Annotated in this window: 23 protein-coding genes and 3 tRNA genes; 15 read left to right on the plus strand and 11 right to left on the minus strand. The window is 69.0% G+C overall.

What is annotated here, in order from left to right; translation table 11 throughout:
- The first annotated feature begins 145 nt into the window (after nucleotides 1-145).
- The 8 genes from Q5696_RS00050 to Q5696_RS00085 all read left to right on the plus strand — a co-directional run bounded on the left by Q5696_RS00050 (nucleotide 146) and on the right by Q5696_RS00085 (nucleotide 8,458).
- Entirely contained in the window at nucleotides 146-2,830 is a 2,685-nt protein-coding gene (locus Q5696_RS00050) for a sensor histidine kinase (RefSeq protein WP_305093219.1), read from the plus strand.
- Nucleotides 2,827-3,267, plus strand: coding sequence for a roadblock/LC7 domain-containing protein (locus tag Q5696_RS00055; RefSeq protein WP_305093220.1), 441 nt, complete (start codon nucleotides 2,827-2,829; stop codon nucleotides 3,265-3,267). The genes Q5696_RS00050 and Q5696_RS00055 overlap by 4 nt, the downstream gene beginning before the upstream one ends.
- A 13-nt stretch (nucleotides 3,268-3,280) precedes the next feature.
- Complete coding sequence (locus tag Q5696_RS00060) at nucleotides 3,281-3,655, plus strand: DUF742 domain-containing protein (RefSeq protein WP_305093221.1); 375 nt, start codon at nucleotides 3,281-3,283, stop codon at nucleotides 3,653-3,655.
- A 16-nt stretch (nucleotides 3,656-3,671) separates the two neighbouring features.
- A complete protein-coding gene (locus tag Q5696_RS00065) occupies nucleotides 3,672-4,223 on the plus strand; it encodes a GTP-binding protein (RefSeq protein ID WP_305093222.1) in 552 nt (183 codons plus the stop codon).
- A gap of 183 nt (nucleotides 4,224-4,406) precedes the next feature.
- Nucleotides 4,407-6,926, plus strand: a complete 2,520-nt coding sequence (gene gyrA, locus Q5696_RS00070; RefSeq protein ID WP_305093223.1) for a DNA gyrase subunit A — start codon at nucleotides 4,407-4,409, stop codon at nucleotides 6,924-6,926.
- Nucleotides 6,927-8,072 (plus strand): DUF3566 domain-containing protein, encoded by a 1,146-nt coding sequence (locus Q5696_RS00075; protein WP_305093224.1) that lies wholly within the window; start codon nucleotides 6,927-6,929, stop codon nucleotides 8,070-8,072. It abuts the gene before it with no gap.
- Between the two features lie 75 nt (nucleotides 8,073-8,147).
- Nucleotides 8,148-8,221: transfer RNA gene (locus Q5696_RS00080), tRNA-Ile, on the plus strand.
- A gap of 164 nt (nucleotides 8,222-8,385) precedes the next feature.
- Nucleotides 8,386-8,458: transfer RNA gene (locus Q5696_RS00085), tRNA-Ala, on the plus strand.
- A 77-nt stretch (nucleotides 8,459-8,535) separates the two neighbouring features.
- Here Q5696_RS00085 and Q5696_RS00090 read toward each other — a convergent pair.
- Nucleotides 8,536-8,910 carry a nuclear transport factor 2 family protein gene (locus Q5696_RS00090; RefSeq protein WP_305093225.1) on the minus strand — a complete coding sequence of 125 codons (375 nt, stop codon included), beginning with the start codon at nucleotides 8,908-8,910 and terminating at the stop codon, nucleotides 8,536-8,538.
- Nucleotides 8,911-9,135: 225 nt separating this feature from the next.
- On the opposite strand from Q5696_RS00090, the gene Q5696_RS00095 reads away from it, so the two are divergent.
- Together Q5696_RS00095 and Q5696_RS00100 are read left to right on the plus strand one after the other, a co-directional pair.
- Nucleotides 9,136-9,771 carry a class I SAM-dependent methyltransferase gene (locus Q5696_RS00095; RefSeq protein WP_305093226.1) on the plus strand — a complete coding sequence of 212 codons (636 nt, stop codon included), beginning with the start codon at nucleotides 9,136-9,138 and terminating at the stop codon, nucleotides 9,769-9,771.
- A 26-nt stretch (nucleotides 9,772-9,797) separates the two neighbouring features.
- Complete coding sequence (locus tag Q5696_RS00100; protein ID WP_305093227.1) at nucleotides 9,798-11,051, plus strand: TetR/AcrR family transcriptional regulator; 1,254 nt, start codon at nucleotides 9,798-9,800, stop codon at nucleotides 11,049-11,051.
- A gap of 14 nt (nucleotides 11,052-11,065) precedes the next feature.
- Here Q5696_RS00100 and Q5696_RS00105 read toward each other — a convergent pair whose 3' ends face one another.
- Complete coding sequence (locus Q5696_RS00105) at nucleotides 11,066-11,224, minus strand: hypothetical protein (protein WP_305093228.1); 159 nt, start codon at nucleotides 11,222-11,224, stop codon at nucleotides 11,066-11,068.
- 58 nt (nucleotides 11,225-11,282) lie between these two features.
- Here Q5696_RS00105 and Q5696_RS00110 point away from each other — a divergent pair, with 58 nt between their 5' ends.
- Complete coding sequence (locus Q5696_RS00110; RefSeq protein WP_305093229.1) at nucleotides 11,283-11,804, plus strand: peptidylprolyl isomerase; 522 nt, start codon at nucleotides 11,283-11,285, stop codon at nucleotides 11,802-11,804.
- Between the two features lie 10 nt (nucleotides 11,805-11,814).
- Nucleotides 11,815-12,780, plus strand: coding sequence for a rhomboid family intramembrane serine protease (locus Q5696_RS00115; RefSeq protein WP_305093230.1), 966 nt, complete (start codon nucleotides 11,815-11,817; stop codon nucleotides 12,778-12,780).
- A gap of 26 nt (nucleotides 12,781-12,806) precedes the next feature.
- Here the strand turns inward: Q5696_RS00115 and Q5696_RS00120 are convergent, their stop codons facing one another.
- The gene (locus tag Q5696_RS00120) at nucleotides 12,807-13,259 is read right to left on the minus strand and encodes a PH domain-containing protein (RefSeq protein ID WP_305093231.1); all 453 of its coding nucleotides are present in this window, start codon (nucleotides 13,257-13,259) and stop codon (nucleotides 12,807-12,809) included.
- 117 nt (nucleotides 13,260-13,376) lie between these two features.
- On the minus strand, nucleotides 13,377-13,640 hold the full coding sequence (gene crgA / locus Q5696_RS00125; protein ID WP_305093232.1) for a cell division protein CrgA: 264 nt from the start codon (nucleotides 13,638-13,640) through the stop codon (nucleotides 13,377-13,379).
- A gap of 187 nt (nucleotides 13,641-13,827) precedes the next feature.
- On the opposite strand from crgA, the gene Q5696_RS00130 reads away from it, so the two are divergent.
- Together Q5696_RS00130 and Q5696_RS00135 are read left to right on the plus strand one after the other, a co-directional pair.
- A complete protein-coding gene (locus tag Q5696_RS00130; protein ID WP_305093233.1) occupies nucleotides 13,828-14,586 on the plus strand; it encodes a DUF881 domain-containing protein in 759 nt (252 codons plus the stop codon).
- 23 nt (nucleotides 14,587-14,609) lie between these two features.
- Nucleotides 14,610-15,275: an aminodeoxychorismate/anthranilate synthase component II gene (locus tag Q5696_RS00135; RefSeq protein WP_305093234.1), complete on the plus strand. Its 666-nt coding sequence runs from the start codon at nucleotides 14,610-14,612 to the stop codon at nucleotides 15,273-15,275.
- Nucleotides 15,276-15,278: 3 nt separating this feature from the next.
- On the opposite strand, the gene pknB is transcribed toward Q5696_RS00135, so the two are convergent.
- The 7 genes from pknB to Q5696_RS00170 all read right to left on the minus strand — a co-directional run bounded on the left by pknB (nucleotide 15,279) and on the right by Q5696_RS00170 (nucleotide 24,831).
- Nucleotides 15,279-17,207: a Stk1 family PASTA domain-containing Ser/Thr kinase gene (gene pknB, locus Q5696_RS00140; RefSeq protein WP_305093235.1), complete on the minus strand. Its 1,929-nt coding sequence runs from the start codon at nucleotides 17,205-17,207 to the stop codon at nucleotides 15,279-15,281.
- The gene (locus Q5696_RS00145) at nucleotides 17,204-18,577 is read right to left on the minus strand and encodes a serine/threonine-protein kinase (RefSeq protein WP_305093236.1); all 1,374 of its coding nucleotides are present in this window, start codon (nucleotides 18,575-18,577) and stop codon (nucleotides 17,204-17,206) included. The genes pknB and Q5696_RS00145 overlap by 4 nt, the downstream gene beginning before the upstream one ends.
- Nucleotides 18,578-18,581: 4 nt before the next feature.
- Nucleotides 18,582-20,069: a peptidoglycan D,D-transpeptidase FtsI family protein gene (locus tag Q5696_RS00150; RefSeq protein ID WP_305093237.1), complete on the minus strand. Its 1,488-nt coding sequence runs from the start codon at nucleotides 20,067-20,069 to the stop codon at nucleotides 18,582-18,584.
- On the minus strand, nucleotides 20,066-21,502 hold the full coding sequence (locus tag Q5696_RS00155) for an FtsW/RodA/SpoVE family cell cycle protein (protein ID WP_305093238.1): 1,437 nt from the start codon (nucleotides 21,500-21,502) through the stop codon (nucleotides 20,066-20,068). The genes Q5696_RS00150 and Q5696_RS00155 overlap by 4 nt, the downstream gene beginning before the upstream one ends.
- Nucleotides 21,502-22,935 carry a PP2C family protein-serine/threonine phosphatase gene (locus Q5696_RS00160; RefSeq protein WP_305093239.1) on the minus strand — a complete coding sequence of 478 codons (1,434 nt, stop codon included), beginning with the start codon at nucleotides 22,933-22,935 and terminating at the stop codon, nucleotides 21,502-21,504. The genes Q5696_RS00155 and Q5696_RS00160 overlap by 1 nt, the downstream gene beginning before the upstream one ends.
- Nucleotides 22,932-23,399, minus strand: a complete 468-nt coding sequence (locus Q5696_RS00165) for an FHA domain-containing protein FhaB/FipA (RefSeq protein WP_305093240.1) — start codon at nucleotides 23,397-23,399, stop codon at nucleotides 22,932-22,934. The genes Q5696_RS00160 and Q5696_RS00165 overlap by 4 nt, the downstream gene beginning before the upstream one ends.
- 163 nt (nucleotides 23,400-23,562) lie before the next feature.
- Nucleotides 23,563-24,831: an FHA domain-containing protein gene (locus Q5696_RS00170; RefSeq protein WP_305093241.1), complete on the minus strand. Its 1,269-nt coding sequence runs from the start codon at nucleotides 24,829-24,831 to the stop codon at nucleotides 23,563-23,565.
- Nucleotides 24,832-25,027: 196 nt separating this feature from the next.
- Here Q5696_RS00170 and Q5696_RS00175 point away from each other — a divergent pair.
- Nucleotides 25,028-25,110: transfer RNA gene (locus tag Q5696_RS00175), tRNA-Leu, on the plus strand.
- Nucleotides 25,111-25,151 lie beyond the last annotated feature (41 nt).

Genomic DNA, 25,151 nt, shown 5'->3' on the forward strand with positions numbered 1-25,151 from the left:
TGCTCCGCTGCCCCCGGGGCGGCCTCTACACTCCGGTATCGCCCGATAGTCGGATTTTTGTGTCCTTGCGCACACCGCGATGGTGGGGGAGGACGGTGCGGTCGGGTAACCGCACCAGCCCGGGTGGAAAGTGAGCGTTGGATAGATGACCGAAACAACACCGCCTGCCCGCAGGCCGTGGAACCTCGAAGGCTGGGGAGTGCGGTGGAAGATCACCGCGGCCGTCGCGATCCCCCTGACCGTCGCGATGGTGCTCGGCGGGCTGCGCGTGCAGAGCGAACTCGCCAACGCCGTGCACTACGGACGGGCCGCCGACCAGGTCGCGGACGTGCCCGCCATCGTCAAGATGGGCACCGATTTCGGTCTTGCGTCCGCCGGCTACTCGGTGAACACCCTGATGCCCGAGGACCTCGAAGGGCTCGCCGGCTCGATCGACGCAGTCCGGGACGTCGTGGCCGACTCCGCGTTGCCGTCCGACGTCGTCGACCGGTTGCGCACCTCGCTCACCACCATCGAAGGCGTACAGCAGGAAATGGTGACCGGGGCCCCGCCGCGCGCCGACCTGGCCGACCAGACCACGGCGATCCGACAGGACCTGACCGAACTCCTCGACGACATCGTCGGCCCGATCGAGGATCCGGCCGTCATCGCCGCGCACACCCACCTGATCGACGCCTGGTCGGCGCAGCGCCGCCTCGCGGACCAGGTCACCGGCGCGATGGCACTCCTCGCGAACCCGAATGCATCGATGACCGACGTGCTCACCGCGTCCGGCGCGGAACTCGCGGTGATCGACTCGCTGATCCGATCGTTCCCGGCCGCGGCCGGGCAGCTCGACACCCTGCGCCAGGCGGTGCACGCCCGGCTCGACATGTTCGACGCCGCCCGCGGCGGCCCCCTGCCGCTGCTCGGACTGCGGGCGTCGCTGGTCGAGAGCGTCGAAACCTACAGCGCGCTCGTCGCGGAGGCGTCGGACGCCATCTCCGCCACCGTCACCGCCCGCGCCGAGGAAACCCGGTCCGCCGCGATCCGCGACGCGCTACTCGTCCTCGTCACCCTGCTCGCGGCACTCGTCCTCGCGCTGCTCGTCTCCCGGTCGCTGATCGGACCGATCCGCCGGCTCCGGCTGGGGGCGCTGCGGGTGGCGCGTGAGGATCTGCCCGACGCGATCGACCGGGTCATGGACGGCGATCTGGACGCGGTCACCCGGTTCGAGCCGGTACCCGTGTACACCACCGAGGAGATCGGGCAGCTGGCCCGCGCCGTCGACGACATCCACGGTCAGGCCCTCCGCCTCGCCGGTGAGCAGGCCGACCTGCGTCTGCAGATCGGGGACATGTTCGAGACCCTCGCCCGCCGCTCGAAGTCGCTCGTCGACCAGCAGCTCGGGCTGATCGAGAACCTGGAGTTCGAGGAGAAGGACCCGAAACGGCTCGAGAGCCTGTTCAAACTCGACCACCTCGCCGCCCGCATGCGCCGCAACGGCGACAACCTGCTGATCCTGTCCGGGCACCGCGTCCACCGCGCCCACTCCGCGCCGGTCCAGCTCGGCGACACCGTGCGCGCCGCGATGTCCGAGGTGGAGGACTATCGGCGGGTGCAGGTCGGCTCCACCCCGAACGGGGCCCTGAGCGGCACCGTCGCCGCCGACGTCGTGCATCTGGTCGCCGAACTGCTCGACAACGCACTGCAGGCGTCCCCGCCGGACAGCAAGGTGCGCATCGCGTTCGCCCGGGCCGTCGACGGTGGTGTGCTGATCGAGATCTCCGACAGCGGAATCGGTGTTCCCCCGGATCGTCTCGCGGCGATCAACGAACGGCTCGGCGCAGGTGGCGAGGTGAGCCCGGAGACCGCCCGCCACATGGGTCTGTTCGTCGTCAGCCGGCTCGCCGCCCGGCACGGGCTCACCGTCCGGCTCCGGCGGACCCACGACACCCGGTCGAATCCGGGGATCACCGCGAGCGTCCACCTTCCCGACACCCTGCTGGTCTCGCCGCTCGAGATGGTGCACACCGGCCCGTTGCCGCGGATGGACACCGACGGGATGCCGGTGGTGACGGTCGTCCCGTCCGGTGCGATGCCGCAGCTGGTCACGACCCCGGCACCGGCCGCCCCGGAATCCGCCCCGTCGCCGGCCGGCACCCTGCCGCAGCGGACACTCGGCGGGACGGCGGGGCTACCGCAGCGGACACCCGGCGCGACGAGCCTCGCCCGCATGCAGGACGCCCCCGCCCCGGGCCCCGTGCCCTCGGCGCCGCCGACCCCACAGCCACAGCAGCCGGTCGCACCGTCGTTGCCGGCGCTGTCGACAGCGGCCTCTCCGGCCCCCGCGGCCGATGCCGTCGACCCGGGCGACGACTCGCCGCCGGCCCGCCGACACCGGTACCGCAGCAACGCCGCGAAGACCGCATCGTTCTTCGGTGCCCGCCCGAATACGAGCACCGTCAGGGACGACACGGACGCCGTGCCCGGCGGCACCCCGATCTTCTCCGACATGGTCACGGACTGGCTCACCGATCCGACCGAGGCGGAGGACATCGGCAGATTCGAGTGGGTGTCGGCCGGCGACGAGGGCTGGGCCGCCGCGCACCGGGTGAGCGAGACCCCGGTCGAGGACCGGACCGAGTCGGGGCTGCCGCAGCGCCGGCCGGGGCATCGGCTGGTGCCCGGCGGCGTCGACACGGGCTCCGGCGGCCACGGGCCGACGACACGTCCACGGCTCCGGGACCCCGAAGCCGTCCGTGAGAACCTGAGCCGCCACCAAAAGGGAACGCGGTTGGGTCGTGCAGCGAGCGCGGCCGAACGCACCAGTATCGGAGGAGACAGATGAGCACCGACCGGGGAATCGTGCCGGACACCGATCAGGGCTCCCGTGACGGGCACCCGCTGGACTGGCTGGTGTCGAACTTCGCCAGGGAGGTCGCGGGCGTCTCGCACGCCGTCCTGGTGTCCGCGGACGGCCTGCTCATGGCGAGCAGTGCGCACCTCCCGATCGATCGCGCGGAGCAGCTCGCCGCGGTCACGTCCGGGCTCGCCAGCCTGTCCGCCGGCGTCTCGAGCATCTTCGACGGGGGCGGTGTCCTGCAGTCGGTTGTCGAGATGCAGCGCGGCTATCTGCTGTTGATGAGCGTCGGCGACGGATCGCACCTGGCCACGCTGACGTCGTCGTCGTGCGACATCGGGCAGGTCGGCTACGAGATGGCGTTGCTCGTCGAGCGGGTCGGCAGTTCGGTGCAGGCCACGCCGCGCGCGACCCTCGGGTCCTGATCCGGGCGGGGCGATGAACGACGAGTACGACAACGTGAGCGGTCGCGGACCGAGCCTGGTCCGCCCGTACTCCTTCACCTCGGGCCGGACGAAACCGGCGGTGGAACTGGCCTTGGAGGCCCTGATCCAGGCGTTGCCGCTCTCGGACCGTCAGCTGCCGGAGCTCGGTGACGTCGAGGCGACGATCGTCGCACTGTGTGCGCAGTCGCCGTCGGTGGCCGAGATCGCCGCCCGGGTGGGGGTACCGATCGGCGTGGCCCGGGTGCTCGTCGCCGACCTCGTCGAATCCGGTCATCTGCGGATTCTGGCAACCCTGCAGGACGACGCGAGCGACAGTGAACGTCGCGAACTTATCGAAAGGGTCCTCGGTGGACTACGCAACCTCTAGTGGCCGGCACCCCCGGGTGACCTCGACCAAGATCGTCATCGCGGGTGGGTTCGGGGTCGGCAAGACCACGCTGGTCGGGGCGGTGTCCGAGATCGTGCCGTTGCGGACCGAGGCGCTGGTCACCAACGCGTCCGACGGTGTGGACAGTCTCACTGCCACCCCGCAGAAGGCCACCACGACGGTCGCGATGGATTTCGGCCGGATCAGCCTGGCCCCGGATCTGGTGCTGTACCTGTTCGGTACGCCGGGGCAGCAACGGTTCTGGTTCATGTGGGACGACCTGATCCGCGGCGCCATCGGTGCGATCGTGCTGATCGACACCCGCAGGCTGGACGAGTCGTTCGCCGCCGTCGACTACTTCGAGGCGCAGGGCCTGCCGTTCGTGGTCGCGGTCAACGAGTTCGACGATGCGCCGCGCTATCCGCTCGAGGAGATCCGGCAGGCGCTGGCGGTACCCGCGCACGTGCCGATCCTGTCGATCGACGCCCGCGTGCAGGAGTCCGCGAAGACGGCACTGGTCGCGATCACCGAGTACGCACTCACCCGGCTCGATCAGCCGGTGGGATAGCACCTACTGCCCGGCCCGCCCGGAGAGCGGGTCCGCGGCGAGTGCTGCGGGATCTGGCTGACCTGCACCTATAGACTTGACGGGTTGTGTGTGCCCGGCATCGGCGCCGCCGAACTCCGATGCTCCGCACGCCCGGGGTCCGCAGGCTCTACCAGGACCGTTTGTCGAGAAGAAGAGGAGCCGATGACCGACACCACGTTGCCCCCCGAGGAACCCACGCACGACCGGATCGAACCGGTCGACATCCAGCAGGAGATGCAGTCCAGCTACATCGATTACGCGATGAGTGTGATCGTGGGCCGTGCGCTACCGGATGTGCGCGACGGCCTCAAGCCCGTCCACCGGCGCGTGCTGTACGCGATGTACGACAACGGTTACCGCCCGGACCGCGGCTACGTGAAGTCCGCGCGCCCGGTCGCCGACACGATGGGTAACTACCACCCGCACGGTGACAGTTCCATCTACGACACCCTCGTGCGCATGGCGCAGCCGTGGTCGCTGCGTTACCCGCTGGTCGACGGCCAGGGCAACTTCGGTTCCCGCGGCAACGACGGCGCCGCCGCGATGCGGTACACCGAGTGCCGGATGACGCCGCTCGCGATGGAGATGGTGCGCGAGATCGACCACGACACAGTCGATTTCGTTCCCAACTACGACGGCAAGACGCAGGAGCCGACGGTGCTGCCGTCGCGTATCCCGAACCTGCTCGTCAACGGCTCCGGCGGTATCGCCGTCGGTATGGCCACCAACATTCCGCCGCACAACCTGCGGGAGGTCGCCGAGGCCGTCTACTGGGCGCTCGACAACCACGAGGCCGACGAGGAAGCCACCCTCGAGGCCGTCATGGACCGGGTCAAGGGTCCGGATTTCCCGACCGCCGGCCTGATCGTCGGTGGCCAGGGCATCCAGGACGCCTACCGCACCGGCCGCGGCTCGGTCCGCATGCGCGGCGTCGTCGAGATCGAGGAATCCGATCGCGGTGCCACCCAGATCGTCATCACCGAGCTGCCTTACCAGGTCAACCCGGACAACCTGATCACCTCGATCGCCGAGCAGGTGCGCGACGGCAAGATCGCCGGCATCTCCAAGATCGAGGACCAGTCGTCCGACCGTGTGGGCATGCGCATCGTCGTCGTCGTCAAGCGGGACGCCGTCGCGAAGGTGGTGCTCAACAACCTCTACAAGCACTCGCAGCTGCAGACGTCGTTCGGTGCGAACATGCTGTCCATCGTCGACGGTGTGCCGCGCACGCTGCGCCTGGACCAGATGATCCGCCTGTACACGGCGCACCAGCTCGAGGTCATCGTCCGGCGCACGAAGTACCTGCTGCGCAAGGCGGAGGAACGGGCCCACATCCTGCGCGGCCTGGTCAAGGCGCTCGACGCGCTCGACGAGGTCATCGCCCTCATCCGGGCGTCGCAGACCGTCGACGTCGCCCGCACCGGGCTGATGCAGCTCCTCGAGGTCGACGAGATCCAGGCGCAGGCCATCCTCGACATGCAGCTGCGGCGGCTCGCCGCCCTCGAACGGCAGAAGATCGTCGACCAGCTCGCCGAGATCGAACGCGAAATCGCTGATTACAAGGACATTCTCGCGAAGCCCGAGCGGCAGCGCGCGATCGTCAAGGACGAGCTCGCCGAGATCGTCGAGAAGTACGGAGACGACCGTCGCACCCGCATCGTCGCGGCCGACGGCGACGTCACCGACGAGGACCTCATCGCCCGCGAGGACGTGGTCGTCACGATCACCGAGACCGGCTACGCCAAGCGCACCCGCACCGACCTGTACCGGTCGCAGAAGCGGGGCGGCAAGGGTGTCAAGGGCGCCGAGCTCAAGCAGGAAGACATCGTCAAGAACTTCTTCGTCTGCTCGACGCACGACTGGCTGCTGTTCTTCACCACCAAGGGCCGCGTCTACCGGGCCAAGGCGTACGAGCTGCCCGAGGCCAACCGGGCCGCCCGCGGCCAGCACGTGGCGAACCTGCTGGCGTTCCAGCCGGAGGAGAAGATCCAGAGCATCATCCACATCAAGTCGTACGAGGACGCGCCGTACCTGGTGCTCGCGACCCGCAACGGCCTGGTGAAGAAGTCGCGGCTCGCCGACTTCGACTCCAACCGCAGCGGCGGCATCGTCGCCATCAACCTGCGCGGCGAGGACGAACTGGTCGGTGCGGTGCTGTGCTCCGCCGACGACGACCTGCTGCTGGTCTCCGCGAAGGGGCAGTCGATCCGATTCGCTGCCACCGACGAGGCGCTGCGCCCCATGGGCCGCGCGACGTCCGGCGTCCAGGGCATGCGGTTCAACCAGGACGACGAACTGCTGTCCCTCAACGTCGTTCGCGACGACACCTACCTGCTCGTCGCCACGTCCGGGGGCTACGCCAAGCGCACCCCCATCGAGGACTACGTGGCGCAGGGACGAGGCGGCAAGGGCGTTCTCACCATCCAGTACGACCCGAAACGTGGCACCCTGGTCGGTGCGGTCATCGTCGACGTCGAGGACGAGCTGTACGCGATCACGTCGAGCGGCGGCGTCATCCGCACCGCGGCCAAGCAGGTCCGCAAGGCCGGCCGGCAGACGAAGGGCGTGCGCTTGATGAACCTCGGGGACGGCGACACGCTGCTCGCGATCGCACGCAATGCCGACGAGCCCGAGGACACTGCAGATGCCGAGGATACGTCCGATGGAGCGAAGGAGTCGTAGTTGAGCACTCCCCGAAAGCCCGGCGAGCAGGGGGACGGCGCCACCCGCGTCGAGCCCGCCGAATCGGCGCCCGAGGCAGCCACCTCGAAGAAACCGGCTCCGAAGGCGGACGAGCCGAAGAAACCGGCTCCGAAGGCCGACGAGCCGAAGAAACCGGCTCCGAAGGCCGACGAGCCGAAGCAGACGACCCCGGAGACCGGCAAGCCCGCAGCGGGGACACCGGTCGACGGCGAGCCGGCTCCGGACACGTCACCGCAGCAGCGGCCGGTCCAGACGCCGCCGTGGCAGCGGGGACAGCAGCAGCGATCCGCCCAGAACTCGGCGACTCCGCAGGTCCGGAAGCCGGTGGCTCCGCCGGCCCCGGCGAAGACGGGCCCGGAGAAGGCGGACCCGAAGCCGCCCGGGCGTGAATCGGCGTCCACCCCGCCGTCCCGTCCGGTCGTCACCGGTACCGCGGCGCCCAAGCAGGGCAAGCCGGTCGTCACCGGGACAGCGGCACCGAAACCGGCCGGTACCGGGACGGCGGCCCCCCAGCAGGGCAAGCCCGTCGTCACCGGGGCGGCCGCACCCGAGCATGGCGGCAGGCCCGTCGTGACGGGCACGGCGGCCCCGGGGGCACGGTCGAAGGCCGCGGCCATCGACGGCCCGACCCGCAGCATCGCCCGCCCCGATCTGGCGAAGGACATGCCGGATCTGTCGGAGGTCAAGCATCCGAGCACCGCCCCGGCTCCGGGCGGTGCCCGGAAAGCGGCCGCGTCGGCGCTCGCCGTGCCGGCCCCGGTCGCGGGTGAGGGGCTGCGGGCGACGGTGCAGTTGCGTCGCATCGACCCGTGGTCGGCGCTCAAGGTGTCGCTGGTGATCTCGGTGGCGCTGTTCTTCGTGTGGATGGTTGCGGTCGGTCTCCTGTACGTCGTGCTCGACGGCATGGGCGTGTGGGATCGGCTCAACAATGCGTTCACCGAGATCATCACCGATTCGAGTACCGGTGGACTGGTGTCGTCCGGTCAGGTGTTCGGCTACTCGGCGCTGATCGGATTGATGAACGTGGTGCTCTTCACCGCGCTCGCCACCATCGGGTCGTTCATCTACAACCTGTGTTCCGATCTGGTCGGCGGCGTGCAGGTCACGCTGGCAGACCCGGACTGACCAGCAGAAACAGTGCCTCGCCGGGGTCGTTTTGGTATCCGGCACTCCGGTGAGGTACTGTTCTGCCTGGTTCGAGGGCCTATAGCTCAGGCGGTTAGAGCGCTTCGCTGATAACGAAGAGGTCGGAGGTTCAAGTCCTCCTAGGCCCACTCCACGTGCCGACGAAGGAGTCGCCACCATGAAGGTTGTCCTGATTGCAGGTGCCGGAGTGCTGGTTGCTCTCGGAATCACCACGCTGCTACGTAATCGTCGTGGCCGGGAAGTCTGGCACGAGGTCACAAATCACTGACACCCTCACGGGCGCAGTGCAGACGGGGCCTTAGCTCAGTTGGTAGAGCGCTGCCTTTGCAAGGCAGATGTCAGGAGTTCGAATCTCCTAGGCTCCACACAAGAAAGACGCCATCCCGGTCGGGACGGCGTCTTTTTCGTATGTCGGCGACCGGAGACCGGCGACGCCGACGGCTCAGAGCTGGACCATGTCCTCGGGCCCCCACACGGCGCGCATGCTGACGATCTTGCCGGTGTCGTCGAACTCCATGACGTCGATGGGGGTGATCTCGCTGATGTTGCCGTCGAACTTCGTGCTGATCCGGAAGTGGAAGGCCGCCGTGTTTCCGGCGATACGCAGCGTCAGGAGCTCGGCTTCCTGCTCGAGCGGTTCGATGATCGCGTAGAACTCGCGGATCGACTCGCGGGTGGTGCGCACCGGGGTGCCGACGGGGTCTTCGACGGTGGCGCCGTCGGCGTACAGCGCGAGCACGTCGTCGGCGGTGCCGGAGGCGACGGCCTTGATGTAGCTCTCGACGGTGCTGCGGATGCTTTCGGGGGACGCGGCCATGATGCTCCTCGGGGACGGGCTCGGGTAGAACGTGTTTCGGTCGCGAGCGTAGCGGAGGGGCCTTCCGAAGCGGCTGAATTCGGACACGAGTGTCGTCGCCTCGGCTTTTGTACTGGAGTTCAATCCGGAGAAACCGGTACACGAACGTCCGTTTGACGGTCCAATGGTGCTGTGAATGTAGGCGAATTGGTGCATCGGCCGTTCCGGGCTGCGTCCCGTGGGCTCGTGTCGGCATGGCAGCGGGCCGGTGCCGCCGTGTACGACCCGATGCTGGCCGACACCGAACGGCGCGGCATGGCGCAGCGCCGACTGCGTCTGCTCGCGGACGCGCACGGCGTCGTCGTCGAGATCGGTGCGGGCACCGGACTGAATCTGCCGCACTACCCGTCCGGTGCGGTGTCCTCGCTGGTGCTGACGGAACCGGTGCCGGCGATGGCGTCGCACCTGCGGGCCAAGGTTCGGGCGTCGAGACCGGACGCCGAGGTCGTCGAGACCACGGGTGACCGGTTGCCCGCGGCGACGGGCACCGTCGACACCGTCGTCGGCACCCTCGTGCTGTGCACGGTCCCCGATCCGGATGCGGTGCTCGCCGAGATCGCCCGGGTGCTGCGGCCCGGGGGACAGTTCCTGTTCTGTGAGCACGTTCGTTCCGACGATCCGGCGGCGGCCCGGTGGCAGGACCGGCTCGCCGGACCGTGGGCGGTGTTCGGTCAGGGCTGCCGATGCAATCGCCGTACGCTGTCGGCGATCGAGCGGACGTTCGGACACGTCGAAGCCGATCGGGGTACATGGCAGGGGATGCCCACCGTGGTCCGCCCACTCGTGACGGGGCGGGCCACACACGCACACGAGGCCCGATAACGGGCCGTGGAACAGGGGGAACACGAGTGACACGCACAGCAGGCACCGACAGGGGTCGTCGAACGAAGCCCGACAAGCGGGCCGAGATCCTGGAGGTGTCGTCGACGTTGTTCGCGGAGAAGGGGTACACGGGCACGTCGATGCGTGACATCGCCGCCGACACGGGAATGTTGGCCGGCAGCCTCTACTACCACTTCGATTCGAAGGATGCGCTGGCCGCGGATCTGGTCCGCGCCCTTCGCGACGACATGACCGAGGCGGCCCAGCGGCCCGGGGTGGCCGGGGACACTCCGGTCGAGGCGATCCGCCGGTTCGCGCGGGCCGTCGCGGACGCGTCCGCCCGCCATCCGGGTGCGCTGCAGGTGTGCCTGGGGGTCCCGGGGACCCGGGACGACGACCTGCAGGAACTGTTGGCGTCGGAGGCGCGCTGGTCGGACCGGAAGTGGCAGACACTGATCCGTGCCGCCGACGACGCCGGGCAGGTGCGGCCCGAGGTGGACGCCCGGGTGCTGCGGGAGGTGCTGCGGGTGGCGGTGTCGTACAGCGCGACGCTGGCGCCGACCGGGTTCTCCGCGCGCAAGGTCGCGGACTGTACGGTCACGATGCTGTTCGACGGCCTCGCCACCAAACCCGCCGACGACGACCTGTCCGATTCACCGGCCGCGCTCGCGGCCCGGGACGTGATCGCGTCGTGGGACAGCGGGGCCGAGACGATCGGGATGTCCGACAAGCAGGAGCGCATCCTCGACGCCGCCCGCTACGCGTTCGCCGAACGCGGTTTCGACGCGACCACCACCCGGGACATCGCCTCCGCGGTCGGGTTCACCCAGGGGAGCCTCTACCACCACTTCGAATCACGGGAAGCGATCCTCGTCGCGATCGTCCGGAACTTCTCGGCGCGGATGCGGGACGCGCACGAGGTGATCGGGGCCGCCGGCGGCACCCCACTCGAAACCCTGGACGCGCTGATCCGGATGCGCACGGCCGCCGGGAAACGGTTCGAACCGGAGGTGACGATTCTCAAGTCGTGGGCGATGCTCGTCGACAGCGGCAACTTCGATTTCCTGTTGCTCGACGGCCGCAAGCTGCTGAAGGTGTGGGAACGTGCCTTCACTGCAGGGGTGCGCGACGGCAGCATCACGATGCCCGGGTCGGCGCGGCTGGTGTTCCAGTGCCTCGGATCGATCCTGTGGTCCACCCACGGTCTGCCACGCGTGTCCGTCGAACGGCTGACCCGCTACAACCTCGAGACGGTGCTGTGGGGGGCGTCGCCGAAATAAGAGGGGACGGGCCGTCAGCTCGGTCGCGGATCCGACAGCGACGGCGGCCGCGGCGCGACCGGCGGCATCTCGGGGCGGCGGGTGGCCGCGATCGCGGCGGCGCCCGCCGCGGCCACCGCGGCACCGATCCCGATCAGAACTCGGCGGGAAGCAGATTTCCTCGTGCGCGTCATATGTCCACTCTCGCACAGGACGTGCACGCCCGGTCGGACGCAATGGCACGATAGGGGGGTGACTTCACAGACTGCTACTGCCACGCTGCACACCAACCGCGGCGACATCGAGATCGCGCTGTTCGGTAACCATGCGCCGAAGACCGTCGAGAACTTCGTCGGGCTCGCGAACGGCACCAAGGAGTACTCCACGCAGAACGCACAGGGCACCGCCACCGGCCCGTTCTACGACGGCGCGGTCTTCCACCGCGTCATCGACGGCTTCATGATCCAGGGCGGCGACCCGACCGGCACCGGTCGTGGTGGCCCGGGCTACAAGTTCGGCGACGAGTTCCACCCCGAGCTGCAGTTCGACCGCGGCTACCTGCTGGCCATGGCGAACGCCGGCCCGGGCACCAACGGCTCGCAGTTCTTCATCACCGTCGGTCCGACGCCGCACCTGAACCGCCGCCACACCATCTTCGGTGAGGTGCTCGACGAGGCGTCGAAGAAGGTCGTCGACGCCATCGCCACCACCGCGACGGACCGTGCCGACCGCCCGGTCGACGACGTCGTGATCAACAGCATCACCATCGCGTAAGGACTCTCGAATGACGAACCCCGGCTGGGGTGGTGCGGCGAGCGAGGGCACCCCGCCACCTCAGCCGAGGTGCGTGCGACACCCCGACCGCCCCACTGCCCTCTCCTGTACCCGCTGTGGCCGCCCGGCCTGCCCGGACTGTCTGCGTTCCGCGTCCGTCGGGCACCAGTGCGTCGATTGTGTCGCCGCCGGACGCCGCGATACGCCGCAGGCTCGCACCGTCGCAGGGGCGCCGTTGCGCTCCGAACTGCCCACTCCGATCGTCACGTATGCGCTGATCGCACTCAATGTGGTGATCTTCGCGGTCACCGCGTTGCAGGCCGGATCCCTCATGGACAACGGTGCCGGCCGGATCAACCTGCGCACCGGGGTCGCCACGTTCGACTCGCCGCTGTTCGGGTGGCTGGTCCTCGACGCGCAGGCCGTCGCGCAGGGCGAATGGTTCCGGGTCCTCGGTAGCGGTTTCCTGCACTTCGGCCTGATCCATCTGGCCGTGAACATGTTCGCGCTGTGGGTCCTCGGCCGCGACACCGAGATCGTGCTCGGTCGCAGCCGCTACCTCGCCGTCTACCTGATCTCCCTGCTCGGCGGGTCCGCGTCGGCCCTGATGTTCGAATCCCCGCACGCCTTCACCGCCGGCGCGTCCGGGGCCATCTTCGGCATCATGGGTGCGCAGGCCGTGCTGTTGTTGCGGATGCGGCGCAGTCCCGGTCCGATCCTCGCCGTCATCGCCCTCAACGTCGTCATCAGCGTCACGGTCCCCGGCATCTCGCTGTGGGGGCATCTCGGTGGTCTCGTCGCCGGTGCGGCGGCCACCGCCGCCCTCGTGTACGCGCCGGTCGGTGACCGCACCCCGGCCTCCGTCGCGCGGGCCCGGCAACTCGGCTGGGCCGGTCTCGGTGCCGTCGCCGTCCTCGTCGTCGGGATCATCGCGCTGCGGGTCGTGGGCCTGCGGGATCAGCTCGGCGTGGTCTGAGCACTCCTCGAGTACTCACCGAGCACTCACTGCGGGGCGAGTCCCCGCACCGCCAGCGCGTCGAACACGATCGTCGGATCGACGCCCAGGTCCCACCGCCCGAAGATCAGCAGCCGTTCGGTGCCGTCGGGGTCCAGGGCGTCGATCTCGAGCATCGGTACCCGCCGGCCCAGCCGCGGATACGCCACGATCCGGACCCGCGTCAGATCTTCACGCCGGTAGACCCGGCGCCCCCGTAACCGGGTCGCCGAGAGCGCCGGGACGCCGTCGACGTCGGTGACCGCGAGCCGCGGCCGCTGCACCGCTCCGAGACCGGCGAGCACCAGCATGGCGACCGCCGCCAGCGCGGCCAGGAACAGGCCGGGGGCGTCGAGCCGCAGCAGCAGCGCGGCCGTGATCATGGCGAGCCCGCCGACGGCCAGCGCGACGACGGCACCCGTCGGTGTCGACCAGTCCGGTGCCTGTTCATCCGCGGGCATGTGCACAACCCGCCGAGTTGTCCACAGGGGTTATCCACACTGGGGATGAATAACATCTGTGTAATTGGACGCGCGGGGCGATACGCACGGAGCGACCGCGGATCATCGACGCGCCGGTCAGCGCCATTTCATGGTCATGACGAGACCGACGACCATGAATCCGAAGCCGATCAGGAAGTTGTACGCACCCAGATCGTTCATCCAGGTGATGTTCTCGGCGGCCAAGTAGTACACGATCAGCCATGCCAGGCCGACGAGCATGAATCCGAGCATCACCGACACGTACAGCGCACTCGACGGACCGGCCTTCACCTTCACCGGGGTGCGGTTCGCGGGATTGATCGTGTAATCGGTCTTCTTCCGGACCTTCGACTTCGGCATGACGTCCTTGTTTCGTGTGGATGTGTCGTACGGGTGGAGCCTGCGCTCGCATACCCGGATCCAACCGGGCGAACAGGGTAGATTCGCTCTACCTGTTGTGCAGTACACGCTAGCCGAAACGAGCGCGACCAGGGACCGGTCGCGCACAGATCGTCCGTGGTGGGAGTGGGGATCGAGGGTGCCGGACGTGGAGCAACGACCACCGGGTGCACGACGACCGCGGTTCGGGTTCTGGTCCGTCGCCGTGCTGGTGGTGTGTCTCGTCGCCGGACTGCTGCTGGCGACCACCCGGGAGGTGTCGCACGGCAACGAGATCCGGGCCGCCGACTCGACCCGCCTGTCCGATCTGGTGCGGCGCGCGCAGGTCGACGTCGACCGGGCCGCGGACGCCCGCGACGATCTCGCCGACCGGGTGCAGCGCCTGCAGGAGGACGCGGCGGGCACCGACAGCCGGGTCGCGGAAGTACTCGCCGAATCCGGTGACCTCGCTGCCGCCGCCGGACTGACCCCGCTCACCGGACCCGGCATCGTCGTCACCCTCACCGACGCGCCCCGCGACGCCGACGGCAAATATCCGTCGGGGGCATCCCCCGACGATCTCGTCGTCCACCAGCAGGACGTGCAGAGCGTCCTCAACGCACTGTGGGCCGGTGGCGCCGAGGCGATCGCGATGCAGGACCAACGGATCGTGAACACGTCCGCCCCCCGGTGCATCGGGAACACGCTGCTGCTGCACGGGCGCACCTACAGCCCGCCGTACGTGGTCACCGCGATCGGGGACCCGGCCCGGCTCGCGGCGACCCTCGCGAACGAGCCCGGCATCAAGATGTTCAAGCAGTACGCGGTCCGGTACGGGCTGGGCTACACGCAGCAGGAATCGGACCGGCTCACCGTGCCCGCCTACACCGGGCAACTGCACACCGAGTACGCACAGCCGGTGGCCTGACGGGCAGGCGCTACCCTGCTCCCATGCGCATCCTCGTCGTCGACAACTACGACAGCTTCGTGTTCAACCTGGTCCAGTACCTGGGTCAGCTCGGAACGCAGGCCGAAGTGTGGCGCAACGACGACCCCCGGCTGACCGGGGCCGACGCGATCGCGTCCGCCGCCGCCGACTTCGACGGCATCCTGCTCAGCCCCGGACCGGGCACCCCGCAGCGGGCCGGGGCGACGATGCCGCTGGTCGACGCGTGCGCGGCCGCCCGGACCCCGCTGCTCGGCGTGTGCCTGGGGCATCAGGCGATCGGCGCCGCGTTCGGTGCCACCGTCGACCGGGCCCCGGAACTGTTGCACGGCAAGACCAGCCTGGTCCACCACAACGACCAGGGTGTCCTGGCCGGGCTGCCCGACCCCTTCACCGCCACCCGCTACCACTCGCTGACCGTCCTCGAGAACACCATCCCCGCGGAACTGGAGGTCACCGCCCACACCGACAGCGGCATCGTCATGGCGATGCGGCACCGGGAACTGCCCATCCACGGCGTGCAGTTCCATCCCGAATCGGTGCTCACGCAGGGCGGCCACCGGATGCTCGCGAACTGGCTCGGGATGTGCGGGCAGGCGCCCGCCGAGACGCTCGTCGCGACCCTCGAGGACGAGGTCGCCCGCTCGCTCGGCGACGCCCTCGCCCGCTAGGCCCTACCGGGGGATACCGAGTTCGCCGACGAGGACCGTCAGCGTCTCGTTCTTCGCGACGTCACTGCCCGGTGACTGCTGCTGCCCGACGATCTTGCCGACCAGGTCGGTGTCCAACGTCGGCTGCTTCTTCTGCGACAGCTGATTCGACGACCCGGTCCAACCGGCCCGACGCAGCGCGTCCACCGCCTGCGCCGGCGTCATCTGCGTCAGATCCGGCATCGTGAACAGCTTGCCGTTCGACACCTGGAGCCGGATCGTGTCGCCCTTCGCGGCGGACGAGCCACCGGTCGGCGTCATCGCGACGACCTGCCCCTCCGGCTTCCCGGAATCGACCTTCTCGACCTCCACCTTGAAGCCGGCGCCCTCGATGTTCGGCTGCGCCACGTCGACGGTCTGACCGACGACGTTCGGGACCCGTACCTGTTCGGGGCCGGAACCGAGGGTGATCGCCACCGTCGAATCCAGATTCACCTTCGCACCGGTCGACGGTTCCTGACCGGTCACCTTGTCGAGCTGGTCCGGATCCGACGGTGCCCGGCCGATCTCGGAGTCGAGCCGCAGACCGACCGCGGCGAGCGCCTGGACGGCGTCGTCCTGGCTCATCCCCGTCAACTTCGGTACCTGCACCTGCTCGGGACCCGACGACACCTGCAGGGTGACCTTGCTGTTCTCGTCGACCGACGTGCCCGCCGACGGATTGGTGCCGATGGCGTTGCCGACCGCGACGACCGCGTCCGGCCGGGACTGGATCGTCGAATCGAGTTTGGCGTCACGCAGCATTGCGACCGCCTCCGCCTGGCTGCGGCCCGCGACGTTCGGCACCGTCACCTTCGCCGGCGTCGACAGCACCGAGAACGCGAACGCGCCGATGATGCCGACCACGATCAGCGCCGCCAGCGAGAGCAGCACGGTGCGGGTGGTGTTCGACTTCTTCGCCGGCTTCGACGGGGTGATCACCTGTGGGGTGGCCGTCACGGTCGCCGTGCGTGCCGACTCCGGGGTGTATCCGGAGCTGGTGTCGTCGTCTGCGGCGGGCCCGAACATCGTGGTTCGTTCCTCGTTGGAGAGCACCATCGGGGCGCTCGGACGCTGCCCGCCGAGTATCCGCACCAGATCGCTGCGCATCTCCGCGGCACTCTGATACCGGTTGGCGGGATTTTTGCTCATCGCCTTGAGGATCACCGAATCCAGCACCGGCGGGATCGCCGGATTCACCAGTGACGGCGTCCTCGGATCCTCCCGCACGTGCTGGTAGGCCACCGCCACCGGCGAATCCCCCGTGAACGGCGGCTCCCCGGTGAGGATCTCGAACAGCACACAGCCGAGCGAGTAGACGTCCGAGCGGGCGTCGACCTGCTCGCCACGAGCCTGCTCCGGCGACAGATACTGTGCGGTGCCGATCACCGCGGCCGTCTGCGTCATCGTGCTCGTGCCGTCGGCGATGGCGCGGGCGATACCGAAATCCATCACCTTCACCGCACCGGCACGGTTGATCATGATGTTGGCGGGCTTGATGTCCCGGTGCACGATGCCGTTGCGGTGACTGAAGTCGAGCGCCGCACACACGTCGGCGACGACCTCCATCGCCCGCCGCGGCGCCATCGGCCCCTCGGCGCGGACGATGTCGCGCAGCGTGTCACCGTCGACGTACTCCATCACGATGTACGGCAGCGGACCGCTGTCCGTCTCCGCCTCACCGGTGTCGTAGACCGCGACGATCGCCGGATGGTTCAGCGCCGCCGCGTTCTGTGCCTCGCGGCGGAACCGCAGGTAGAACGTGGGATCGCGGGCGAGGTCGGCGCGCAGCACCTTCACGGCGACATCCCGGCTCAACCGCAGATCCCGCGCGCGATGCACCTCCGACATGCCACCGAAGCCGAGGGTCTCGCCCAGTTCGTACCGGGAGGAGAGATTACGCGGCGTCGTCATTGCTGTCCTTGCATGGCCGTGGTGGTCTCGGCCGTCGTCGTGGTCTCGGTGGTGGTCCGGGCGATGGTGGTCGTGGTAGTCGTGGTCGTCGGCGGTGGTGTCGTGGTGGTGGTCGTCGGTTCCACCGTGGTGGTCGTGGTCGTCGGCGGTGGTGTCGTGGTGGTCGTCGGCTCCACCGTCGTGGTCGTGGTCGTCGCCCGCGGTGTGGTGGTCGTGGTCCGCGGTGTCGTGGTGGTGGTCGTCGGTTTCGGTGTGGTCGTCGTCGACGTCACCGGTGGCGGTGTCGACGGGCGATCGGAACCGCCCCCGAAGAACAGCAGCCCCAGCGCCACCAGCGCGGCCAGCGACAGCAGCCCGCCACCCGCCCATGCGAGCGCTTTCTGCCCGGGTGTCCACCCGGCCCCGGTGGCGTCGTCGTCCGGTTCCGGAGTCCGACTCTGCTGCTGCGTCGACATCATCGCGGTCGGTGCCGTCGTCGGAACCGGTGGCACGACACGCGTAGCGGCCGTCGGCACCCGGCCGGGAGGCGGCGGCCGGTGCCCGGCGCGGACCGCGGCGACCGCGTCGGCGAACTCGCCGCCGTTCGCGTACCGGTGCGCCGGATCCTTCGTCAGCGTGATGTCGATCAGTTCCCGGATCGGGGCCGGCAGATCGGCCGGCATCGGCTCCGGCGGCTCCTGCACGTGCTTCATCGCGACCGTCAGCGTGCCGCCACCCCCGAACGGGCGCCGCCCCGACAGGGCCTCGTAGCCGACGACGCCGAGCGAGTACACGTCGCTCGCCGCGGTCGCCTCCTGCCCGAGCGCCTGCTCCGGCGCGATGTACTGCGCGGTTCCCATCACCATGCCGGTGCGGGTCACCGGGGATGCGTCCACCGCCTTCGCGATACCGAAATCGGTGATCTTCACCTGCCCCGACGGGGTGATGAGAATGTTCCCGGGCTTGACGTCCCGGTGCACCACACCCGCGGAATGCGCGACCTGCAGCGCCCGCCCGGTCTGCTCGAGCATGTCCAGGGCGTGCGGAATCGACAGGCGGCCCACCCGGGCGAGTACCGCGTTGAGCGGTTCCCCCGACACCAGTTCCATCACCAGGTAGGCGAGGTTGGCGCCGGCCTCGTCGTGGGTCTCGCCGTAGTCGTAGACACCGGCGATACCCGGATGGTTGAGCTGCGCGGTGGTGCGGGCCTCGATGCGGAACCGCTCGACGAACTCCGGATCCGACGAGAACTCGGCTTTGAGGACCTTCACGGCGACCCGGCGGTCGAGTCGGCTGTCGGTGGCCTCCCACACCTGGCCCATACCGCCGGTCGCGATCAGCCGCTGCAGGCGATAGCGGCCGCCGATCACCGATCCGTTGGTCAACGACACTGCCTCATCCCCTCTGCAATCCGGCCGCGATGACGGCACGTCCGATCGGTGCGGCCACCGAGCCGCCGGTCGCGGCGAGCGCGCGGTCGCCACCGTCCTCGACGATGACGGCGATAGCGACGGTCGGATTCTGGGCCGGGGCGAACGCGATGTACCACGCGTGCGGGGGTGTGTTGCGCGGATCGGTACCGTGCTCGGCGGTGCCCGTCTTGGACGCGATCTGCACGCCCGGGATCTTCCCGCCGCCGGCAGTGTTGTTCTCCGACCCGATCATCAGCTGCGTCAGCGTCTCCGCGACCTGCGGTGACACCGCCCGGCCCACCGACTTCGGGTCCGTGGTCGCCAGATCCGACAGGTCGGGTGCCTGCAACTGCGACACCAGATGCGGTTCCATCCGCATGCCGCCGTTGGCGATGGTCGCGGCGATCTCCGCGTTCTGCAGCGGGGTCAGCGCGACGTCCCGCTGCCCGATGCTGGACTGGCCGAGGGCGGCGTCGTCGGGGATGGAGCCGATCGTGCTGTCCGCGACCGGGATCGGGACACCGGGAGTGTTCGGGCCGATCCCGAACGCCTTCGACTGCTCGGCCAGCGCGTCGGCACCCGTCTTGATACCCAGTTCCACGAACGCGGTGTTGCAGGAGCGGGCGAACGCCTCCCGCAGCGACGCCGTCGGCCCGCCGCCGCACGTCGTCCCGTTGTAGTTCTCGAGCGTCGTCGACGTGCCCGGCAGTGTGATGTTCGGTGCCGCCGTGAGCTGCTCGTCCGGGTTCGCGCCGTTCTCCAGGGCCGCCGCCGTGACGACCACCTTGAACGTCGACCCCGGCGGATACGTTGCGGACACCGCCCGGTTGAGCATCGGCTTGTCCGGGTCCGCGTTCAGCTCGTCCCAGGCCTCGGACGTCTGGGCGCCGTCGTGCCCGGACAGCCGGTTGGGGTCGTAGCTGGGGGTGCTGGCCATCGCCAGAATGTTGCCCGTGCTCGGTTCGATCGCGACGACCGAACCGGTGTATCCCTTCGCTGTCAGTTCGTCGTACGCGACCTGCTGCATCACCGGGTCGATGGTGCTGACGACGTTGCCGCCACGCGGATCCCGACCCGACACCAGATCGAAGAACCGCTTGCCGAACAGACGGTTGTCGGAGCCGTTGAGGACCTGATCGGTGGCCTTCTCCAGCCCGGTGCTGCCGTACTGCATCGAGTAGAAGCCGGTGACCGGTGCGTTCGCGAGCGGACTCGACGGCGAAGCCTGGTTCGGCGGATACACGCGCAGATACTTGTAGCGGTCGTCGGTGGGCACCGACGCGGCCAGCACCTGACCGCCGGCCGAGATCTGGCCGCGCTGCCGGGAGTACTCGTCGAGCAGCACCCGCGAGTTCCGCGGATCGTTACGGAGATCGTCGGCCTTGATGACCTGCACGTACGTGGCGTTCGCGAGCAGTGCCACGACCATCACCATGACGGCCAGAGCGACGCGGCGCAGTGGTGTGTTCATCGGCGGTCCAGCATTTCGGTGGGGGCGTCCGCGATGGGGGCGGGCCCCTTCTTCTTCGGTGCCGCGGGGGTGCGGGCGGCGTCGGAAATCTTCATGAGCAGCGCCAACAGCAGATAGTTCGCGAGCAGGGACGATCCACCGTACGACATGAACGGTGTCGTCAGGCCGGTGAGCGGAATGAGTTTCGTGACGCCGCCGACGACGACGAACAACTGGATCGCGATCGTGAACGACAGGCCCGCGGCCAGCAGTTTGCCGAAGCTGTCGCGCACCGCGAGCGCCGTCCGCAGTCCCCGGACCACCAGGATCAGGAACAGCATCAGGATCGCGGCCAGGCCGATCAGGCCCAGTTCCTCACCGATCGCGGCGATGATGAAGTCGGTTTTGGCGAACGGCACCTGTGACGGCCGTCCACTGCCCAGCCCGGTGCCGGCGACACCGCCGGTGGCCAGGCCGAACAGTGACTGTGAGATCTGGTAGCCGGTGTTCTGGTAGTCGCCGAGCGGGTCGATCCACGTGTCCACTCGCACCCGGACGTGCCCGAACATCTGGTACGCGAAGAAGAATCCGACGAGCAGCAGCGCACCGCCGATGAGCAGCCAGCCGACCCGCTCGGTGGCGATGTACAGCATCACCAGCACGGTTCCGAAGATCAGCAGCGACGTGCCCAGGTCCTTCTCGAACACCATGATGCCGACCGAGACGATCCACGCCACCAGGATCGGGCCCAGATCGCGGGCCCGCGGCAGATCCATGCCGAGGAAGTGCCGTCCCGCGGTGGTGAACAGGTCCCGCTTGGCGACCAGGACGGCCGCGAAGAAGATGATCAGCAGGATCTTCGCGAACTCGCCCGGCTGAATGCTGAACCCGGGCAGCTTGATCCAGATCTTGGCGCCGTTGACCTCCGAGAACCGTGACGGCAGCAGCGCCGGGATCGCGAGCAGCACCAGACCGGCCAGACCGACCGTGTACCCGTAGCGGGCCAGGAGCCGATAGTCGCGCAGCAGCACGAGGACGGCGATGAATCCGCCCAGCGCCAGCGCGGTCCACAGCACCTGCTGGTTCGCGTCCGGTGACGGGATCGGCAGGCCCTGGTACACCGCGGAATCGGCGTCGGCGAGATCCAGCCGGTGGATGATCACCAGCCCGAGCCCGTTGAGCAGGGCCACGATGGGCAGCAGCAGCGGATCCGCGTACGGCGCGAACCGGCGCACCGCGAGGTGCGCGACGAGGAACATCACCGCGTACGCGAGACCGTACTTGGCGAGATCCCAGGTGAGTGCCTGCTCCTGGCTGGCCTCGACCAGGATCAGTGACACCGTGGTCACCACGATCGAACAGCACAGCAGGATCAGCTCGGTGTTCCGCCGATTGGAGCGGGCGGGGGCGGCCGCGAAACCGCCGGCGGGGGTCGGGAAGGGTGCGTCGGACATCAGCTACCGATCCTGCAGTTCTGGCCGGGAACCTGCTCGACAGGAGCCGGGGCCGGCACCGTCTCGGCCGGTGCCGGTGCCGGTTCGGCGGGAGCCGGCGGCGCCGGTTCTCCGGGCGGCGGTGGGGGTGCCGGAGTCGGTGGGGGTGCCGGGGTCGGTTCGGGTTCCGGCGGGGTGCACACCGGCAGCAGATCGTTCTCGGCGAGCCGGCGCATCTGATCGGTGGCGTCGGTTTCCGTGCCCGACGGCAGACCGGTCCGCACCTGTTCCCGCGCGGACGGCTGCAGATCGTCGACCATCAGGACTCGGCATCCGTTCGGGAGGACCGCCGGGTCCACGATGGTGAGCGAGCCGTCGTCGGACACGCATCCGACCAGCGCGCTCTTCTGCAGAGAGAAGCCGAGCACGGAGCCGGGGATACCGCGCAGCACCGTCACCCGGTCCTCGGACGCACCGACGTAGTAGTAGCTGCGGATCATGGCCCGTCCCACCACGAGACCGGCGGCGACCAGTGCGATCAGGGTGACGGCGAGCAGTGTCCACCGCAGCTTGTGCGACTTCTTCGGGGTCTCCTCGACCGGGGGAGTCACCCGCTTCGGGGCGGCGCGTGGCGGCCGCATCGCGGCGGCCCGGCCCGCGGCCGTGTTCGGTGGGGGAGCGTCGTCCTCGTCGTCGTCGGAGGCGGCACCCCCGACGATCGGGTGCCGCTGCCCGTACCCGTAGTCGATGACGTCGGCGACGATCACCGTGACGTTGTCGGGGCCACCACTGCGCAGGGCCAGTTCGATGAGCCGGTCGGCGCACTCGTCGTGCGTGCCCTCCCGCAGCGTGGCGGCGATCGTCTCGTCGCTGACCGGGTCGGACAGGCCGTCCGAGCACAGCAGATAGCGGTCACCGGCGCGGGCCTCGCGCATCGTCAGCGTCGGCTCCACCTCGTTGCCGGTGAGCGCTCGCATGATCAGTGACCGCTGCGGATGGGTGTGCGCCTGCTCGGCGGTGATCCGGCCCTCGTCGACGAGGGACTGCACGAACGTGTCGTCGCGGGTGATCTGGGTGAGCTGATCGTCGCGCAGCAGGTAGGCGCGCGAATCACCGATGTGGACCAGGCCCAGCTTGCTGCCCGCGAACAGCATCGCGGTCAGCGTCGTGCCCATGCCCTCGAGCTCGGGATCCTCCTCGACCTGGTCGGCGATCGTCGCGTTGCCCTCCCGGGTCGCGGCGTCGAGTTTGCCGAGCAGATCCTCGCCGGGCTCGTCGTCGTCGAGGGGAGCCAGTGCCGCGATCATCAGCTGCGACGCGACCTCGCCGGCCGCGTGACCACCCATGCCGTCGGCGAGAGCCAGCAGGCGCGCACCCGCGTACACGGAATCTTCGTTGTTGGCCCGGACCAGGCCGCGGTCGCTGCGGGCCGCGTAACGCAGAACCAGGGTCACGGGCGCAGCTCGATCACGGTCTTACCGACGCGCACCGGGGTGCCGAGCGGCACCCGGACGGCCGTCGTGACCTTGGCACGGTCCAGGTAGGTGCCGTTGGTGGAGCCGAGATCCTCGACGTACCAGTCGGTTCCGCGCTGCGACAGGCGGGCGTGGCGGGTGGACGCGTAGTCGTCGGTGAGGACGAGGGTCGAGTCGTCGGCCCGGCCGATCAGCACCGGCTGGCTGCCCAGCGTGATGCGGGTACCGGCCAGCGCGCCCTGCGTGACCACCAGATACTTCGCGACCTTCGGTTTCCCGAGCGACGGCAGGACCGCCGGGCGTCGCGCCGGCCGGGTCGTGACCCGGCCGCCGCCGGAGCCGGCGTAGATGTCGCTGCGGAGGGTGCGGATCACTGCCCACACGAAGAGCCAGAGCAACAGCAGGAAGCCGGCTCGGGTCAGTTGGAGTATCAGTCCCTGCACTGCTCGACACCTCCTTCGGGGGCACGGCCGCGCGGATGCGTGGCCGGGGCATTCTCGGCTGGCTGCATCATATGTGGAACCCACCGACAGTGATCATGATCTTGCGTCGCGCCCGGTGTCCCGGGGCTCGGCGATGTCGGCGGGTGTGCAGCGTCTGCGGTGGTCAGAGGATGCGCACCAGGATCTCGGAGTGGCCTGCGCGGATCACGTCACCGTCCGCGAGCTGCCAGTCCTGAACCTGCGCACCGTTGACACTGGTGCCGTTGGTGGAACCGAGATCCGACAGCATCGCGACCTGGCCGTCCCAACGGATGTCGAGGTGCCGGCGGGAAACACCGGTGTCGGGCAGACGGAACTGCGCGTCCTGACCGCGTCCGACGATGTTGTTGCCCTCGCGCAGCTGGTAGAAGCGTCCGCTGCCGTCCTCGAGCTGCAGGGTCACGGTGAACGTGCGGCCCGCCTCGGGGGCGTACCCGGCCTGGTAACCCTGGTCGTATCCCTGCTGGTAGCCGCCCTGCTGGTCGTATCCCTGCTGGTAATCACCCTGCGGGTACGCCTGGTTGTAGCCGGCCTGCTCGTACTCCTGCTGGTAGCCGCCCTGCTGGTCGTACCCCTGCTGGTCGTACCCCTGCTGGTAGCTGTAGTCGGCGTAGCCCTGCTGGTCGTAGCCGCCCTGATAGTTCGGGTCGTACCCCTGGTCCTGGTACGCCTGTCCCTGGTAACCCTGGTCGTATCCCTGCTGGTAGCCGCCCTGCTGGTAGCCGGGGTACTGGCCCGGATACGGCTGCTGGGCGTCGTAGCCCTGCTGCTGGTAGTCGGCCTGGTAGCCGCCCTGCTGCGGCGCCCCGTAGGCCTGGTCGTAGTGGGCCTGCTGGGGGTCCTGCGGATAGTCCTGGCGGTAGCCCTGTCCCTGATCGGCGCGGGACTGTTCCCGATCCTTCGGGTCGCGTCCGGGCTCGTGTCCGGAGTTCTGCGTCATGGGGCCTGCTCCTGGGGTCGGGGAAACGGGGGATTGTCCCGCTCGGGGATCGGGTCCGGGTGCACCACCGGCGCGGCGCGCGTCCGGATCGACCGACCCCGCCGCGCGGAACTGACCGGTGTGCAGCGTCGAGGACGGCTCGAAACGGACATCGATGTCACCGTACGTCTGCCAGCCCTGTTCGCGGATGTATCCCTCGAGATGTTTGGCGAAAGATTGCACTGTCAGTTCGTGGTCCGACGCCAACTTCTGGTGATCGGACTCGTTGATCGTGATCACGTAGCGGTTGGGGGCCAGGTAGTGGCCGCCGTCGAGTTGCTGGACGTGGTCGGTGGCCTCGCGCTGCAGTGCGGCTTCCACTTCCTGGGGAACGACGCCGCCACCGAAGACGCGTGCGAAGGCGTCGCCGACGGCCCCCTGAAGCTTGCGCTCGAAACGTTGGACGATCCCCACGGCATGAACCTTGCTGTTGTCTGTTCGCGGTCAGTCTGCGTGTCGCGGCAGCAGAAGTCCGTGCCGCTGCCCCTGCATGATATCCGGCCACTCCTTCCCGGTGGTTCCGGTCACGCTCATAAGCGTGATTTTACTGCCCTCACCTGCACGAATCGTGTTTTTCCAAAGAGGCGTGCTACTGTTTTCAGCGTCGCTCGGGCGAGTGGCGGAATGGCAGACGCGCTGGCTTCAGGTGCCAGTGTCCTTCGGGACGTGGGGGTTCAAGTCCCCCTTCGCCCACAACATGCAGTTCCACGAACTGCGACGGACGAGGTCACGAA

Origin of the sequence: Prescottella sp. R16, assembly GCF_030656875.1 — a bacterium.
Classification (GTDB): domain Bacteria; phylum Actinomycetota; class Actinomycetes; order Mycobacteriales; family Mycobacteriaceae; genus Prescottella.